This window comes from Syntrophomonas curvata, from assembly GCF_052976825.1.
Genome location: NZ_CM129641.1, coordinates 344,249 through 358,788 on the forward strand (window position 1 = coordinate 344,249; position 14,540 = coordinate 358,788).

13 protein-coding genes are annotated in these 14,540 nt (G+C 49.6%); all 13 read left to right on the plus strand.

The features are described 5' to 3' along the window. The first annotated feature begins 77 nt into the window (after nucleotides 1-77). The gene (locus tag ACU70B_RS01655; RefSeq protein WP_447184627.1) at nucleotides 78-866 is read left to right on the plus strand and encodes a PHP domain-containing protein; all 789 of its coding nucleotides are present in this window, start codon (nucleotides 78-80) and stop codon (nucleotides 864-866) included. Beyond that, a complete protein-coding gene (gene rapZ / locus ACU70B_RS01660; protein WP_447184628.1) occupies nucleotides 830-1,717 on the plus strand; it encodes an RNase adapter RapZ in 888 nt (295 codons plus the stop codon). The genes ACU70B_RS01655 and rapZ overlap by 37 nt, the downstream gene beginning before the upstream one ends. Beyond that, nucleotides 1,718-2,680, plus strand: coding sequence for a gluconeogenesis factor YvcK family protein (locus tag ACU70B_RS01665; protein WP_447184629.1), 963 nt, complete (start codon nucleotides 1,718-1,720; stop codon nucleotides 2,678-2,680). Between the two features lie 81 nt (nucleotides 2,681-2,761). Continuing rightward, nucleotides 2,762-3,703, plus strand: coding sequence for a DNA-binding protein WhiA (gene whiA, locus ACU70B_RS01670; protein ID WP_447184630.1), 942 nt, complete (start codon nucleotides 2,762-2,764; stop codon nucleotides 3,701-3,703). 69 nt (nucleotides 3,704-3,772) lie between these two features. Then, nucleotides 3,773-5,152, plus strand: a complete 1,380-nt coding sequence (gene rpoN / locus ACU70B_RS01675; RefSeq protein WP_447184631.1) for an RNA polymerase factor sigma-54 — start codon at nucleotides 3,773-3,775, stop codon at nucleotides 5,150-5,152. Nucleotides 5,153-5,397: 245 nt separating this feature from the next. Then, nucleotides 5,398-6,438 carry a sugar-binding transcriptional regulator gene (locus ACU70B_RS01680; RefSeq protein ID WP_447184632.1) on the plus strand — a complete coding sequence of 347 codons (1,041 nt, stop codon included), beginning with the start codon at nucleotides 5,398-5,400 and terminating at the stop codon, nucleotides 6,436-6,438. Beyond that, nucleotides 6,438-7,439 (plus strand): type I glyceraldehyde-3-phosphate dehydrogenase, encoded by a 1,002-nt coding sequence (gene gap, locus ACU70B_RS01685; protein ID WP_447184633.1) that lies wholly within the window; start codon nucleotides 6,438-6,440, stop codon nucleotides 7,437-7,439. Before ACU70B_RS01680 ends, gap begins: the two co-directional genes overlap by 1 nt. A 21-nt stretch (nucleotides 7,440-7,460) precedes the next feature. Then, complete coding sequence (locus tag ACU70B_RS01690; protein WP_447184634.1) at nucleotides 7,461-8,636, plus strand: phosphoglycerate kinase; 1,176 nt, start codon at nucleotides 7,461-7,463, stop codon at nucleotides 8,634-8,636. A 27-nt stretch (nucleotides 8,637-8,663) separates the two neighbouring features. Beyond that, on the plus strand, nucleotides 8,664-9,413 hold the full coding sequence (gene tpiA / locus ACU70B_RS01695; protein ID WP_447184635.1) for a triose-phosphate isomerase: 750 nt from the start codon (nucleotides 8,664-8,666) through the stop codon (nucleotides 9,411-9,413). Nucleotides 9,414-9,416: 3 nt separating this feature from the next. Continuing rightward, on the plus strand, nucleotides 9,417-10,952 hold the full coding sequence (gpmI, locus tag ACU70B_RS01700; RefSeq protein ID WP_447184636.1) for a 2,3-bisphosphoglycerate-independent phosphoglycerate mutase: 1,536 nt from the start codon (nucleotides 9,417-9,419) through the stop codon (nucleotides 10,950-10,952). A 90-nt stretch (nucleotides 10,953-11,042) separates the two neighbouring features. Next, nucleotides 11,043-12,329, plus strand: a complete 1,287-nt coding sequence (gene eno / locus ACU70B_RS01705; protein ID WP_447184637.1) for a phosphopyruvate hydratase — start codon at nucleotides 11,043-11,045, stop codon at nucleotides 12,327-12,329. Between the two features lie 112 nt (nucleotides 12,330-12,441). Then, on the plus strand, nucleotides 12,442-12,669 hold the full coding sequence (gene secG / locus ACU70B_RS01710; RefSeq protein ID WP_447184638.1) for a preprotein translocase subunit SecG: 228 nt from the start codon (nucleotides 12,442-12,444) through the stop codon (nucleotides 12,667-12,669). Between the two features lie 41 nt (nucleotides 12,670-12,710). After that, on the plus strand, nucleotides 12,711-14,474 hold the full coding sequence (locus ACU70B_RS01715; RefSeq protein ID WP_447184639.1) for a sodium/proton-translocating pyrophosphatase: 1,764 nt from the start codon (nucleotides 12,711-12,713) through the stop codon (nucleotides 14,472-14,474). The last annotated feature ends 66 nt before the right edge of the window (nucleotides 14,475-14,540 follow it).

The following is a 14,540-nucleotide window of genomic DNA, read 5'->3' on the forward strand; positions in this document are numbered from 1 at the left end:
TCATATAGGATCGGCGTGTTCCGCATCCAATTTAAAGCCCCAGGGCATTACTTTTGAATAGACGGCTGAGGTGTTTTATGGAGCTATACGGAGATTATCATACCCATTCCCGGCTCAGCGACGGCAGACAGGATGAAGAAGATATTATCAGGGCAGCCCGGGAGCGGGGGTTAAAAGAAGTGGCTATTACCGACCATGGTCCGCTGGCGGCTGTAATCGGGGTAAGTGATGCTGGTGACTATCTGTTGTTGCGAGACAAGCTGGATGCCGTCGCTTCCGTGCACTCTGACGTAAAGGCATTGCTGGGAGCTGAGGCCAACATCCGGGATTTACAGGGCACTCTGGATATCCCGCCGGAGATAATAGCTGAAATGGATATACTCATTGCCGGGCTGCATCCTTACACCCTTCCTACCTCAATCAAAGACGGTTGGGCGGTTTTTGTCCAAAATTCCCTGCGCCGCCTGGGGCGGGGACAGCGGGAAAAAGCAATTAACAATAACACCAAGGCCAGCATAGAGGCTATGTATAATAACCCCCTGCTGGATATCCTGGCTCACCCCGGTCTGTTTTTCACCGTCGATGTAGGAGAAGTGGCCCGGGCTTGTGTCCGCAATGATGTTCTCTTTGAGATAAATTGCGGGCACGAATACCCCGATATATCTGCTATAATGGAAGCAGAAGGAGCGGGGGTTGATTTTATAATCAACAGTGATGCTCATTTCCGGGAGACGGTAGGAAACCTGGAATATGGAACCGAATTGGTGGAAAAGCTGGATATTGCTCCCGAGCAGGTGGTGAACCGGTTCCAGGGAGGGGGTTATACCCAATGGAGAAAAAGGAAGAGAAGCTGCACATACTCATAATTACCGGTCTTTCAGGAGCCGGTAAGACCCAGGTGGCCAATTGTCTGGAGGATATGGGCTACTATTGTGTCGATAATCTGCCTCCGGCATTGCTGCCTAAATTTGTAGAGCTGAGTATGCAGTCCGAAGGCCGGGTTGACAAGGTTGCCCTGGTTATAGATGTCAGGGGAGGAGACTTTTTCAGCGATCTGTCCCAGTCACTGCACGAATTGAAGGAAGACCGCATAGCCTACGAGATTCTCTTTCTGGAGGCGGCCGATGATGTACTGGTACGGCGTTTCAAGGAATCGCGCCGCCGCCATCCGCTTTCGGATCACCGCCAGCTTATGGAGTCTATCCAACTGGAGAGGAAGATGCTGGAGGAATTGCGGGGCAGGGCTAATCTGGTGATTGACACCGGCGGCCTTTCCGTCCGGCAGCTCAAGGACAAATTGCAAAGTTTGTATAGCGAAAGCAGATCCGCCCAGTTTACGGTGAATATAGTATCATTTGGGTATAAATGGGGTATTCCCCTGGACTCTGACATAGTTATGGATGTAAGGTTTTTGACCAATCCTTTCTATGACCCTTTGATGCGCAGCCTTACCGGGGAAGACCGGGAAGTAATTGAATATGTACTGGAATCTCCAGTCACCAGGTCATTTACCCGCCGTTTCCTGAATCTCCTGAAATATTTGATTCCCTATTATGTACAGGAGGGTAAAACCAATCTGGCTGTCTCTATAGGATGTACCGGCGGCCAGCACCGCTCGGTGGTGCTGACCGATTATGTGGCCGGGCAGCTTAAGAAGATGGGATATAATGTTTTAACCCGGCATAGAGATGTGGCAAGATACAAAATGGAGGGGTAAATGAATACTGGCAGGCATGAACCGGCAATAGTCGTGATAGGCGGAGGTACCGGTCTATCAGTATTGCTGAAGGGACTAAAACGATATACTTCCAGACTTACGGCAGTAGTGACGGTTAGTGATGATGGAGGCAGTTCGGGCCGGTTGAGGAATGAACTCGGGGTGCTGCCCCCGGGTGACATCCGCAACTGTCTGGTAGCCCTGGCCGAGACCGAAACCCTGATGGATAGGGTCTTTCAGCACCGTTTCCGCCAGGAGGGAAGTCTTCAGGGACATAATCTGGGTAACTTGCTGTTAGCAGCTATGACCGAAATAACAGGGGATTTCGTATCTGCTATTCGGGAAACAAGCAAGGTATTGGCAGTCAGGGGCAAGGTCATTCCAGCCACCCTGGAAACCATAACCCTGGGTGCAATTATGGCCGACGGCCGGCGAGTAACGGGTGAAACCGCTATCCGGGAGTATGGGGGAAGGATTCAGGAGATTTTTCTGCTGCCCGAGTGCAGTCCGGTTCCGGAAACATTGCAGGCTATTGAAGAGGCTGATGCTATTATTATAGGGCCCGGCAGCCTCTATACCAGCATAATTCCCAATCTCCTGGTAAAAGGCATCAGTGAAGCTATAGCTGCCTCCCCGGCCGCCACGTTCTACATCAGTAATATAATGACTGAACAAGGGGAAACCGACCAATTTACGGCTGCGGACCATTTGCAGGTGATTGCCCGGTACAGCGGGCGCCAGCTAATTGAGCATGCGGTGATAAACTGCGGCAGCATCGATGAAGACAGACTTAGGCGTTATCAGGAGGAAAAAGCCATACCGGTAAGAACGGCAGGAGAAGAAATAGTAAAAATGGGAATTAATATTATTGAGAGAGACCTGGTGTCACACACCGATGTGGCCTGGCACGATTCTGAGAAACTGGCCCGGGTGATACTGGAGAATATAAAGCGCGAAAGTTAACGAACGCATGGATGGCTGGGCACAATACAGACAAGGGCGAGCTGGGATTATGGATTCAGGGCTCTGGCGGGGAGAATGTTCATGAGTTTTTGTAATGATGTCAGGAATGAGCTGGCCCGGGTGATACCGGAGAAGGAATGCTGCCGTAAAGCTGAGCTGCTGGCGCTGTTGGACAGTGCAGCTACAGTTGTTGATGCCGGTGAACAAGGATATCTTCTTAAAGTAAGAGCCGAAAATGCAGCTACGGCCCGGAAAATATTTAAGCTGATAAAGGAGAGTTATAGCCTGCCCGCCAGCGTTAGCATAGAAAACCGCAGGCGTTTTGGCAAAACGAAGATTTATGAAGTCAACACGCAATTTTCTTTAGATAATTTGTCGATATTGCAGGAATTTCAATTGATTACCGCCAATAATAATAGTAAACGGCAACTTAACACATATTTTACTAGAAAAGCCTGCTGCAAGCGTGCATATCTGCGGGGGATATTTCTCAGCCGAGGGTTTATAAACCGGCCTGAAGGTGATTATCACCTGGAAATTGTATTTAATGACCATAAACTGGCGGTGCAGGTACAGAAAATGCTGGGGCGCTTCAGTATCCATATGCGCAGCTTTGAACGAAAAAGCAACTTGGTTTTATACCTTAAAGAGAGTGAGAAGATCGGAGACTTTTTGCGGGTTGTAGGCGCGAATAGAGCCCTGCTGGACTTTGAAAATGTACGTATTCTTAAATCGATGCGTAATGCCGTCAATCGACAGGTGAACTGTGAGACGGCCAATCTGGCCAAGACCATAGATGCGTCGGTGCGGCAGATTGACCTGATCAGCCGGGCAATGAAAAAAGAAGGGTGGAAAAGCCTGGCGCCGCAGTACAAAGAACTTGCCCTTCTCAGGGTAGACTATCCCGATTGTACCCTTAAGGAATTGGGTGAACTGACTGAACCCCAGTTGAGTAAACCAGGTGTTGCTTACCGAATGCGCAAACTGGAAAAAATAGCGGAAGAGATTATTGGGGATAGCTAGACAGAAGGACATAAATCGGGCAGTGCAGAAATATTTATGTTTAAAGGGTTAGATAAAAGGGGGATCTGCATGCGGTTAACACATGATGTTTTTCTGGAACAACAACAAAAATTACTTATGACTCCGGAGCTGCGGCAGGCCATTGCCATTCTGCAGATGTCCACCCTGGAGTTGACTGAATATATCCAAAGGGAACTGGAAGAGAACCCCTTTTTGGAGGAGCGTGAAGAGCAGGGGGAAGCAGACAAACAGGCCCAGGAAAACGAGAATGTTAAAATGGAAGAATGGCTGGAGGTTTTCCATGACCGTGATATAGGCCTTACTCCCCGGGATAGGGACGAAGAAAAGTCTTTTGATAACTTCTTAACCCGTCGCCCCAGTCTCTATGAGCATTTGGAGTTTCAGCTCCATATCGCCAGCAAAAAAGAAGATAACCTGGTTATAGGCAATTATCTAATAGGGAGCATAGATAATAACGGCTATCTTTGCATAGATTTGAACGAAGTGGCCGCCAAGCTGAATGTGAGCAAGGACAAGGTTGAAGAGGCCCTGGAATTGATTCAGTCGTTTCACCCCCACGGAGTTGGAGCCCGTGACCTGGCCGAATGCCTGCTTCTGCAATTACGCCATTACGGTAAAGAAAGTGATATGGCCCGGGACATTATTAACAACCATCTGGGAGATCTGGCCCGGGGCAAGCTGAACAAGATTGCTCAGGTGCTGGCGGTTCCGGTAGAGGAAGTACAGGATATATGCGATTTGATCAGAACCCTGGATCCCAAGCCTGGTCTTCAGTACAGCAACAGTAATGAGATAAAATATATATTGCCCGATGCTTTTGTGGAAAAGGTGGAAGGAGAATATATTGTCATAGTAAACGATTTTAATTTTCCCCGCCTGATAATCAACCAGGTCTATGAAAGCATCCTGCGTCAGCCCAATTCCTTTACCCAGGATGCCAGAAAATATCTGGAGGATAAAATGGGCTCTGCGATCTGGCTTATTCGCAGTATCGAACAGAGGCGTATGACCCTTTACAAAGTCGCCCGCTGTATAGTTGACATCCAAACCGAGTTTCTGGATCACGGGGTGGAGTATATGAAGCCCCTCAACCTCAAGCAGGTGGCGGATATTGTCGAGGTACATGAGTCTACCGTCAGCCGGGCTACCACCAACAAGTACATTCAGACCCCGCAGGGGCTGTTTGAATTAAAATACTTTTTCAGTACCGGAGTCGAATCCTACCATGGCAGTCAAAAGATTTCCTCCAAGAGCATCAAACATATGCTGGAAGAAATAGTGGCAGCGGAAGATTCCACCAAACCTCTGAGTGATGATGCCATTGCCAAGATTTTAAATAAGAAGGGTATAAGGATATCCCGCCGCACGGTAGCCAAATACCGCCAGGAACTGGGAATTTTGTCCACCATGGCCCGTAAACGCTATTAGCTGTTGAGAGTACGATAACGCGCAGGTGGGAGGCGGTTATCATACCGAGTGTCCGCCTGCGTCTTCGCCTCCTGCCCTTTGCTTTCAGCCTGCACGGTTTTTTCTCACCTATGTGCATCATTTTTCCTCAATTGTGATATAATAATTAATAAAGCAAGGTATTTTGCATACAAGGTTAATAAATTTGGGACATTTTTGCCCCTGGTGTGTAAACTTGCCCCAATAAGTCTTTTTGAGGACGATTTATGGATAGATTTTTTTCATTGATGGAACGATTTGCTCCTGAGACTTTGGAGACCATCCAGAGCAGGTATCAAATACTGCGGCAGGTAATGCACCGGCAGCCTGTCGGCAGGAGGCAACTGGTCAAGGATTTGGGCTTGACGGAAAGAGCGGTTCGCAGTGAAATAGACATATTAAAGGAAAGGGGAATAATACATATAACCCCGGCGGGGATATATCTCACCGCTGCCGGAGAAGAGATGCTGCATGAAATTGACGATATAATTCCCTTCCTGTATCAGACTCAAACATTAGCTGAGAAACTTAAACAATTGTTTGGTATACCTGAAGTGATTGTGGTACCAGGGGATTCCTATTCTGACCCTCTGGCTCGAAAAGATTTGGGACGGACGGCAGCCCGTTATCTTAAAAAACTGCTCTATCCCTCCTGTACCTTAGCGGTTACCGGCGGCACCACCCTGGCGGAAATGGCTGAGTCTATAGGTTCGGGTATGAATCTGCCGGATATGACGGTAGTGCCTGCCCGGGGAGGCCTGGGGGAAGAAATGGAACAGCAGGCCGGTACTATCGCCGCCAAGATAGCCAAGTCGCTTGGTGCTCAGTATCGACTGCTGCATATTCCGGATAATTTGGAGGAAACTACGGTAGAGATACTGAAAAAGGATTTTCATATTGCCCGCGTGATAGAGAATATAAAGGCCAGTGATATATTGGTGCATGGTATCGGGTCAGCTCTGGAGATGGCTAACCGTCGACGCCTTACTCCTGCGGAAATCGATTTCTTAAAGAAAAATCGGGCTGTGGGGGAGGCGCTTAGATATTATTTTGACGAAAGGGGCAAAATAGTCTATGAAGTTCCGGGAATTGGTCTGGAATTGAGCGACCTGGACAACATCGCGGTTATTATTGCAGTTGCCGGCGGCAGCAATAAGGCTCAAGCGATCGAAGCAGTGCTCAGCAGCCGGCGGCAAAGCCTTCTTATTACCGATGAGGGTGCAGCCAAGGAAATCATAAGCATAATTAACGGAAAGGATGATAATTGATGTCGGTTAAAATTGCCATCAACGGTTTTGGGAGAATTGGCAGATTGGTTGCCAGGATAGCCCTGGACAGGGATGACATGGAACTGGTGGCGGTAAATGATCTGGGTGATGCCAAATCCAATGCCCATCTTTTTAAATATGATTCCATACACGGGGTTTACCCGGCCGAGGTCAAAGCGGAGGAGGACTACCTGGCTATAGGCGGGCGTAAAATCCGCTATCTCTCCAATAAAGACCCGGAACAATTACCCTGGGGGGAAATGGGAGTAGAGATCGTGGTTGAATCCAGCGGTGCTTTTCGCAACCGGGAAAAAGCTGCCCGCCATCTTAAGGCAGGAGCCAGGAAGGTAGTTGTTACCGCCCCGGCCAAGGGGGCTGATCTTACAATGGTTATGGGTGTAAACCACGAACAATACCGGCCTGAATATGACGTGGTTTCCAATGCTTCCTGCACCACCAACTGTCTGGCGCCGGTGGCCAAGGTCTTGATTGAGAAATTTGGCATAGTGAAAGGACTAATGAATACTATTCATTCTTATACGAATGACCAGCGGATTCTGGACTTGGCCCATGACGACCTGAGAAGGGCGCGGGCTGCAGCTTTGTCCATCGTTCCTACCTCTACCGGTGCAGCCAGTGCCGTAGGGCTGGTTATTCCGGAACTGAAGGGCAAGCTTGATGGGATGGCCACCCGGGTACCTACCCCGGATGTTTCTCTGGTTGACCTGACGGTAGAACTGGAGAAAGCAGCCACGGTGGAAGAGATCAACGACGCTTTTAAAATTGCCGGTGAGACTAATCTCAAAGGCATCTTGAAATACACCGAAGAGCCCCTGGTTTCCAGTGATTATCGGGGAGAAAACAACTCTTCCATAGTTGACGGGCTGCTGACCATGATGGCCGGCGACCGCATGGCAAAAGTAATCGCCTGGTATGACAATGAATGGGGCTATTCGGTACGGGTAGTGGATGTAGTGGAGTATATAGCAAAGAATTCTTAATTAATCCTGGAGGTGTAATACTTGAGAAATCTCAGGGATGCGGAACTGGATGGGAAACGGGTTTTGATGCGGGTGGATTTTAACGTACCTATGGATAAGGAAGGCAACATACTGGATGATTCCAAGATGCGGGCAGCCCTTCCCAGTATGGAGTATATCCTGGCCCACCGGGGCAAGCTCATACTTATGAGCCACCTGGGCCGGCCCAAGGGCAAGCCGGAGGAAAAATACAGCCTTAAAGGAGTAGCTGCCCACCTTAATGATTTGCTGCAAGCTCCGGTCAGTATGGCCGAGGACTGTGTAGGCAAAGAAGTGGAGGAAAGGGTGGAGGGCCTGAATCCCGGAGAAGTACTGCTGCTGGAAAACCTGCGCTTTCATTCCGGTGAAGAAGAGAATGATGCGGAATTCACCCAACAACTGGCTGCTCTTGGAGACCTTTATATAAATGATGCTTTTGGCACCGCCCATCGGGCCCATGCTTCAACTGCCGGTATAGCCGATCACTTACCCGCCTATGCTGGATTTCTGATGGAACGGGAAGTAAAAATGCTCTCCAATGTGCTGAATTCTCCCCAAAGTCCGCGTATGGCCATACTGGGGGGGGCCAAGGTTGCCGATAAACTGGGTATAATAGAAAATCTACTGGAAAAAATGGATGTGATTCTGATTGGCGGGGGAATGGCGAATACCTTTATCCAGGCTCAGGGTAAAAATGTAGGCAGGTCATTATTGGAGAAAGACCTGCTCACAGAAGCTCTAAGACTGATAGAGAAAGCCGAGCAGAAAAAGGTAAAGCTGCTGCTGCCGACCGATGTGGTGATCGCCGAAGAGATTTCGACTGATGCCGCAGCTGCAGTCGCGAGCGTTGACGAGGTGCCCGAGCATATGATGATAGTGGACATCGGCCCGCAGACTATTGAAAAATACAAAGAAGAGATTTATAAGGCCAAGACTATTATTTGGAACGGCCCCATGGGGGTCTATGAGTACGAGCAATTTGCCCGCGGAACCCGTGAGGTAACCGAGGCCATAGCTAACTCAACCGCCGTAAGCGTAATAGGCGGTGGAGATTCGGCAGTGGTAGCTCACGATTTGGGCCTGGAAAATAAAATAACCCATATATCAACTGGAGGAGGCGCCACACTGGAATTTTTGGAAGGGATAAAGCTCCCCGGCGTGGTGGCTTGTGGAGCTTAAGCCGGGGGAGAAGGGAGATGTTTGGGGTTGAGAACTCCACTCATAGTGGCTAACTGGAAGATGAATAAGAGCATCCGGGATACCGAGACCTTTGTGCAGGATTTGCTGCCGCTGCTGAGCGGCGTAACAGAAGTAGAAGTTGCGGTTTGTCCGTCTTTTGTCAGTCTTCCGGCATTGAGGGGAGCACTGTCAGGTTCCGGTATCAGAGTGGGAGCGCAGAACCTGTTCTGGGAGATGAAGGGGGCCTATACCGGGGAAATATCACCCTTGATGCTGGTGGACGCCGGCTGCAGCTATGTAATACTGGGACATTCGGAAAGACGCCAGATAATGGGGGAGAACGATGCCATCATTAACCGCAAGGTAAGGGCAGCCCTAGATGCGGGTATTACTCCTATTCTTTGCGTAGGCGAAACCCTGCAGGAACGGGAGAACCATATGGCCCGGGAAGTGGTCAAAGAACAGCTCAGCCGGGATCTTAAGGATGTATCCTTTGCTCCCGGAGGCATGGTTATAGCCTATGAACCGGTATGGGCCATCGGTACCGGGGTAAATGCCAGCAGCGATGATGCACAGGAGATGACCGGATTTATCCGCAGTTGTCTGGCCCGGTTATATAGAAGGGAACAAGCGGAATCTATCCGTATTTTGTACGGAGGAAGCGTCAAGCCGGAGAATATTGCAGAGTTTATGGCAGAAGAAGATATTGACGGGGCACTGGTGGGCGGCGCCAGCCTGCAGGCAGATTCTTTTGCCGGTATAGTGAGGTTTAAGTAAGAGATGACAATAACGCCCGTGGTTTTGATGATACTCGACGGATGGGGCTTGCGTGATACCGACCAGGGCAACGCTATTACCCTGGCTGACCCCCGCAATTTCTATCGCTTATGGGATGAATATCCGTCAACCTGTTTAAAATGTTCCGGCCTGGATGTCGGATTGCCCCGGGGATTGATGGGAAACTCCGAAGTGGGCCATTTAAATATGGGGTCAGGCCGTATTGTATTTCAAGAAATAACCCGCATCAGCAGTGCTATAGAAGACGGCAGTTTTTATAAGAACCGGGAGCTCAATGCGGCGATGGATTATGCCCAAAAGAATAAAGGAGCCGTACATTTGATGGGACTGCTTTCCGACGGGGGCGTACATAGCCATATGGAACATATCTACGCTCTGCTCCAGTTGTGTCAGGATAGGGGAATGAAGAATGTATATGTACATGCTTTCCTTGATGGGCGGGATGTGAACCCTAAGAGTGCGGCCCAATATGTGACGGCGCTGGAAAAGAAGATGAACGAACTGGGCGTGGGCAAAATTGCCTCCCTGTCGGGGCGCTATTATGCCATGGATAGGGATAATCACTGGGAGCGGATTGAAAAAGCCTATGATGCTCTGGTGCTGGGAGAAGGAGTAAAAGCTCCCAACGCTTATGCCGCTATTGAAAACAGTTACGAAGCCCGGGTCAACGACGAATTTGTGGAACCAGTGGTAATAGTTGACGACAAGGGTGATCCGGTGGCAACCATCAAAGACGGGGACGGGCTTATTTTCTTTAATTTCCGGGCTGACCGGGCTCGCCAGATTACCCGGGCCTTTGTGGAGCCGGTTATGGATAAATTTGAACGGCGGCTTCGTCCCCGGATATATTACGTTTGCATGACCCAATATGACGCTACCATTGATGCACCGGTGGCCTTTTTGCCTCAGAACCTGGATAATACTCTGGGGGAAGTGCTGGGGGAGCACCACCTGCATCAGCTGAGGATTGCGGAGACCGAAAAGTATGCTCATGTCACCTTTTTTTTCAATGGCGGGGTAGAAGAGCCCAACCCGGGCGAAGACCGCATTCTCGTTCCGTCCCCCAATGTGGCTACCTATAATCTGCAGCCGGAGATGAGTGCACCTGAGGTTACCGCCCGGGTGCTGAAGGCGATTGAGCGGGATTACTATGAGGTCATCATCATTAATTTTGCCAATCCTGATATGGTAGGCCATACCGGAGTGCTGGAAGCTGCGGTTCAGGCAGTTAAAACGGTAGATGAATGCATGGCCCAGATAGTTGATGCCGTACTGACCAGGGGAGGCTGTGTGCTGATAACGGCTGACCATGGCAATTGTGAGATGATGATTTGCCAGGAGACCGGCGGTCCGCATACTGCCCATACTACCGACCAGGTTCCTTTTATACTGGCAGGAGACAGGTTTAAGGGCCAAAGTCTGCGCGCTGATGCTTCTCTGCGGGATATAGCGCCAACCATGCTGGCCTTATTAGGTATCCCGATACCGGAGGAAATGACGGGGAAACCACTTATTTAGAAACCATAGATAACACAGATTTTTAGATCACAGACTTTAGTATGATGCGGCAGGTCCGCGTCAGATTATTTACGAAGGGAGCAGACCAGGATGAGTGTTATTGTTGATGTTTATGGGCGTGAGGTGCTTGATTCCCGGGGTAACCCTACGGTGGAAGTAGAGGTAATATTAGAGGATGGAACCATGGGACGGGCTATCGTACCTTCCGGGGCGTCCACCGGCGCCCACGAGGCGGTGGAGTTAAGGGATGGGGATAAAAGCCGCTATAACGGCAAAGGGGTATTAAAGGCGGTAGATAATGTAAATGACATTATTGCGCCGGAAGTTATCGGCATGGACTGCACTCACCAGGTGGACATCGACACCTTGATGATAGAGATGGACGGCACCCCCAACAAAGGCAAGCTGGGAGCCAATGCTATCCTGGGAGTTTCCCTGGCGGTGGCCCGGGCAGCGGCTAATTACCTGGGGATACCGCTTTACCAGTACATCGGCGGGGTTAATGCCAAGGAAATACCGGTTCCGATGATGAATATCTTAAACGGCGGCAAGCATGCTGATAACAATGTGGATATCCAGGAATTTATGATAATCCCCTGTGGCGCGCCTTCTTTTGCCGAAGGGTTGCGTATGGGAGTTGAAGTATACCATGCCTTAAAAAAAGTTTTGAGCCGGAAAGGCCTGGCTACTGCAGTAGGGGACGAAGGCGGATTCGCTCCCAACCTGCCCTCCAACGAAGCGGCGATTGAAGTTATCCTGGAAGCTATTGCTGAGGCTGGTTACCAGTCAGGAAAAGACATTTATATCGGATTGGATGTAGCTGCCAGTGAGATTTACCGGGATGGCAAATACCACCTGGAAAGTACCCGGCAAGTGCTGTCATCCCAGGAAATCGTAGATTTCTATGCCGGTCTGGTGGAGAAATATCCGGTAATATCAATCGAAGACGGTTTGGCCGAGGACGATTGGGAGGGCTGGAAACTATTGACCGACCGCGTCGGCGGTAAAGTGCAGCTGGTAGGGGACGACCTGTTTGTAACCAATACCGAGAGGCTGGCACAAGGGATCGAACTGGGGGTTTGCAACAGTATCCTGATAAAGGTGAACCAGATCGGCACTCTGACTGAAACCCTGGATACCATTGAAATGGCTCGCCGTGCCGGATATACCTGTGTTATTTCCCACCGTTCAGGAGAGACCGAGGACGCCACTATTGCTGATATTGCGGTGGCAACCGGCAGCGGGCAGATAAAAACCGGGGCCCCGGCCCGGACGGATCGGGTGGCCAAGTACAACCAACTGCTAAGAATTGAGGAAGAGCTGGACGAGTTCGCGCTGTATCGGGGAATCAAGGCTTTTTACAATCTTAAGAAATAAAGCGGCTATTTTGTTTTCCACACTTTTATGATAAAATATATTCTGTCTTGTAAACATGACTATCGATTTTCGCCTTAAGCGGAATCTGATTATACACATGGAGGTGGGAAACATGTTAAAAATAATCTTGTTAATACTCCAGATTATATGCGCTCTGGGCGTAATTGCCACTATTCTTCTGCAATCCGGTAAAAGTGCCGGTCTGTCTGGAAGCATTGCCGGTGGCGGCGAGGCTATTTTCGGCAAGAAAAAGGGTCTGGATGACTTGCTCAGCAAAATAACCGCCTATCTGTGCGTAGCGTTTATGATACTGACACTGGCTCTGGCCATTATGGGCTAAATATTCAACCTGGCGTGATATGAGAGGATGGATATTATGCCATGCAAAATTATCTAGTTTATACCCCTGTACTCGGAGCAGCGGGCTTATTGCTGGCAATATTTTTGATATTGGGCATCAACCGCCTGCCTCCGGGGACAATTGCCGCAGATGGAAATGCGGCTAATATCGAGAGTTTATTAAGGGCTTTTTTAAACAGATATTACATAGTCGCTACCGGGGGCGCCCTGGTAGCTTTTTGTATGCTGGGGTTTATATATGGCTGGTCGTTCGCGGTATGTTTTTGGGCGGGAATACTGACCGCTTTACTGCTGCTGAACCAAGCCGTTGCCAACCTGCAGCGGGCGGGAACCAGGGCTGCCGCCGCCGGCTCTCCCGGTAAGGCTATGGCGGTATTGCTCTGTGCAGCCAGCGCTGTGGGGTTACTGGTATTTTCCGCCGTTTTTTTGGGATGCGGCCTGGTGTTTTTCTGCGTCGGTACTCCCGGTTCGCTAAGCTTTTTTGTGCTGGGGATTAGTTTACCGGCTTTATTCTATGCTGCTGCCGGCAACTTTTTTGTCTTCCCGGTCAAATCCGAAATATATACATCAGAGGCTCCCCTGCCCGAAGCGTGCCCAACTGTCAAGCCAATATCCGTTGTCCTTCACGCGGGAACTACTGTCCTTGATTTATGCAGTTCCTGTGCTGCTGTCCTGGCGGGGGCGATGAGCATCGGAGCTCTGGGTATGGTCCGGTATGGATTCGGCGGAGTACTCCTGCCGTTATCAGTTTTTGCTGCTGCTCTTCCGGCTTATATGACTATTTTGCTGATTATAATCATCTTGCGCAACCGGGGATGGTTGAAGGCAACGGCTATATCATCAGGCCTTTTCGCCTTATTCATGCTTGTGTTTACCCTGTTTGCGATCAAAGTCCTGCTCCCCGGCGAACAGGCAAAGGTTTTCCTTTCGTTTGGGGCAGGGTGGGCAGCGGCCATACTCCTGCTTTTACCTTGGTACTTCAAACTCCCCTTCTTTATTAATAAACCGCATAGCTATCACCTGCTGATTTCTGTTCCCGTTCTGCTGCTGGCTTTGGTGTTAGCCTATTATACTTCTGGATTTTATGGTATTGCCATAGCTGCTCTGGCTGTGATTCTGTTTACCGGTATAGCTGTATTCATGCAGACCCTGAAACCGATGCGGAATTATTCCCTGGGCTTATTTGATGGAGCTATGATGGGGAATGAAAAACCGGCTGATACAGACAAGGTTTATCAGGAAATCGCTGCTGGACAAGACCATAATGATAAACCGGTCAGTTGCTTTAATATATGTTCGGCTGCTTTGGCTTCGGTTGTCCTTCTGCTGACCTTTACCCAGATGGGCGGAATGGAAATAATACCCGTATTCAACGGTGTGGTTTTGCTTAGTCTGGCGATAGGCGGCACTCTGCCCTATCTGTTTTCCGGCTGGATGGCTGGTGAAGATCGGAACAGTTCAGAGGAACAAGGTCTTGAAGACAGCGAACCCCCTGCAGATGAAATTCCAAGTGAAGCGAAGGGCGATTTTTCACTGCCTGATTTCAGTTATGGCAAATATGGGGAATCGTTGCTGGTGTTGGCGATGGCGACAGCAATACCGCTTCTTACCGGGATTTTGCTGGGTAAGCAAGCCCTGGCCGCACTGATTATTGGCGCGGTTGTATCAGGTACCCTCCTGGCTATTCTGAGAGCCGGAGAATATTCCTACGCAGCCAGCCTGAATCTCCTGCTTAAATTCCTGCTCATTGTTTCCCTGGCTTTAGTTGTCCCTTTTATAGCATAACTCATTACTTATAAGGGGACAGGGGGTTTAGTCCCGCCTGCTTTTTAATGCTATAATTACCCCAAG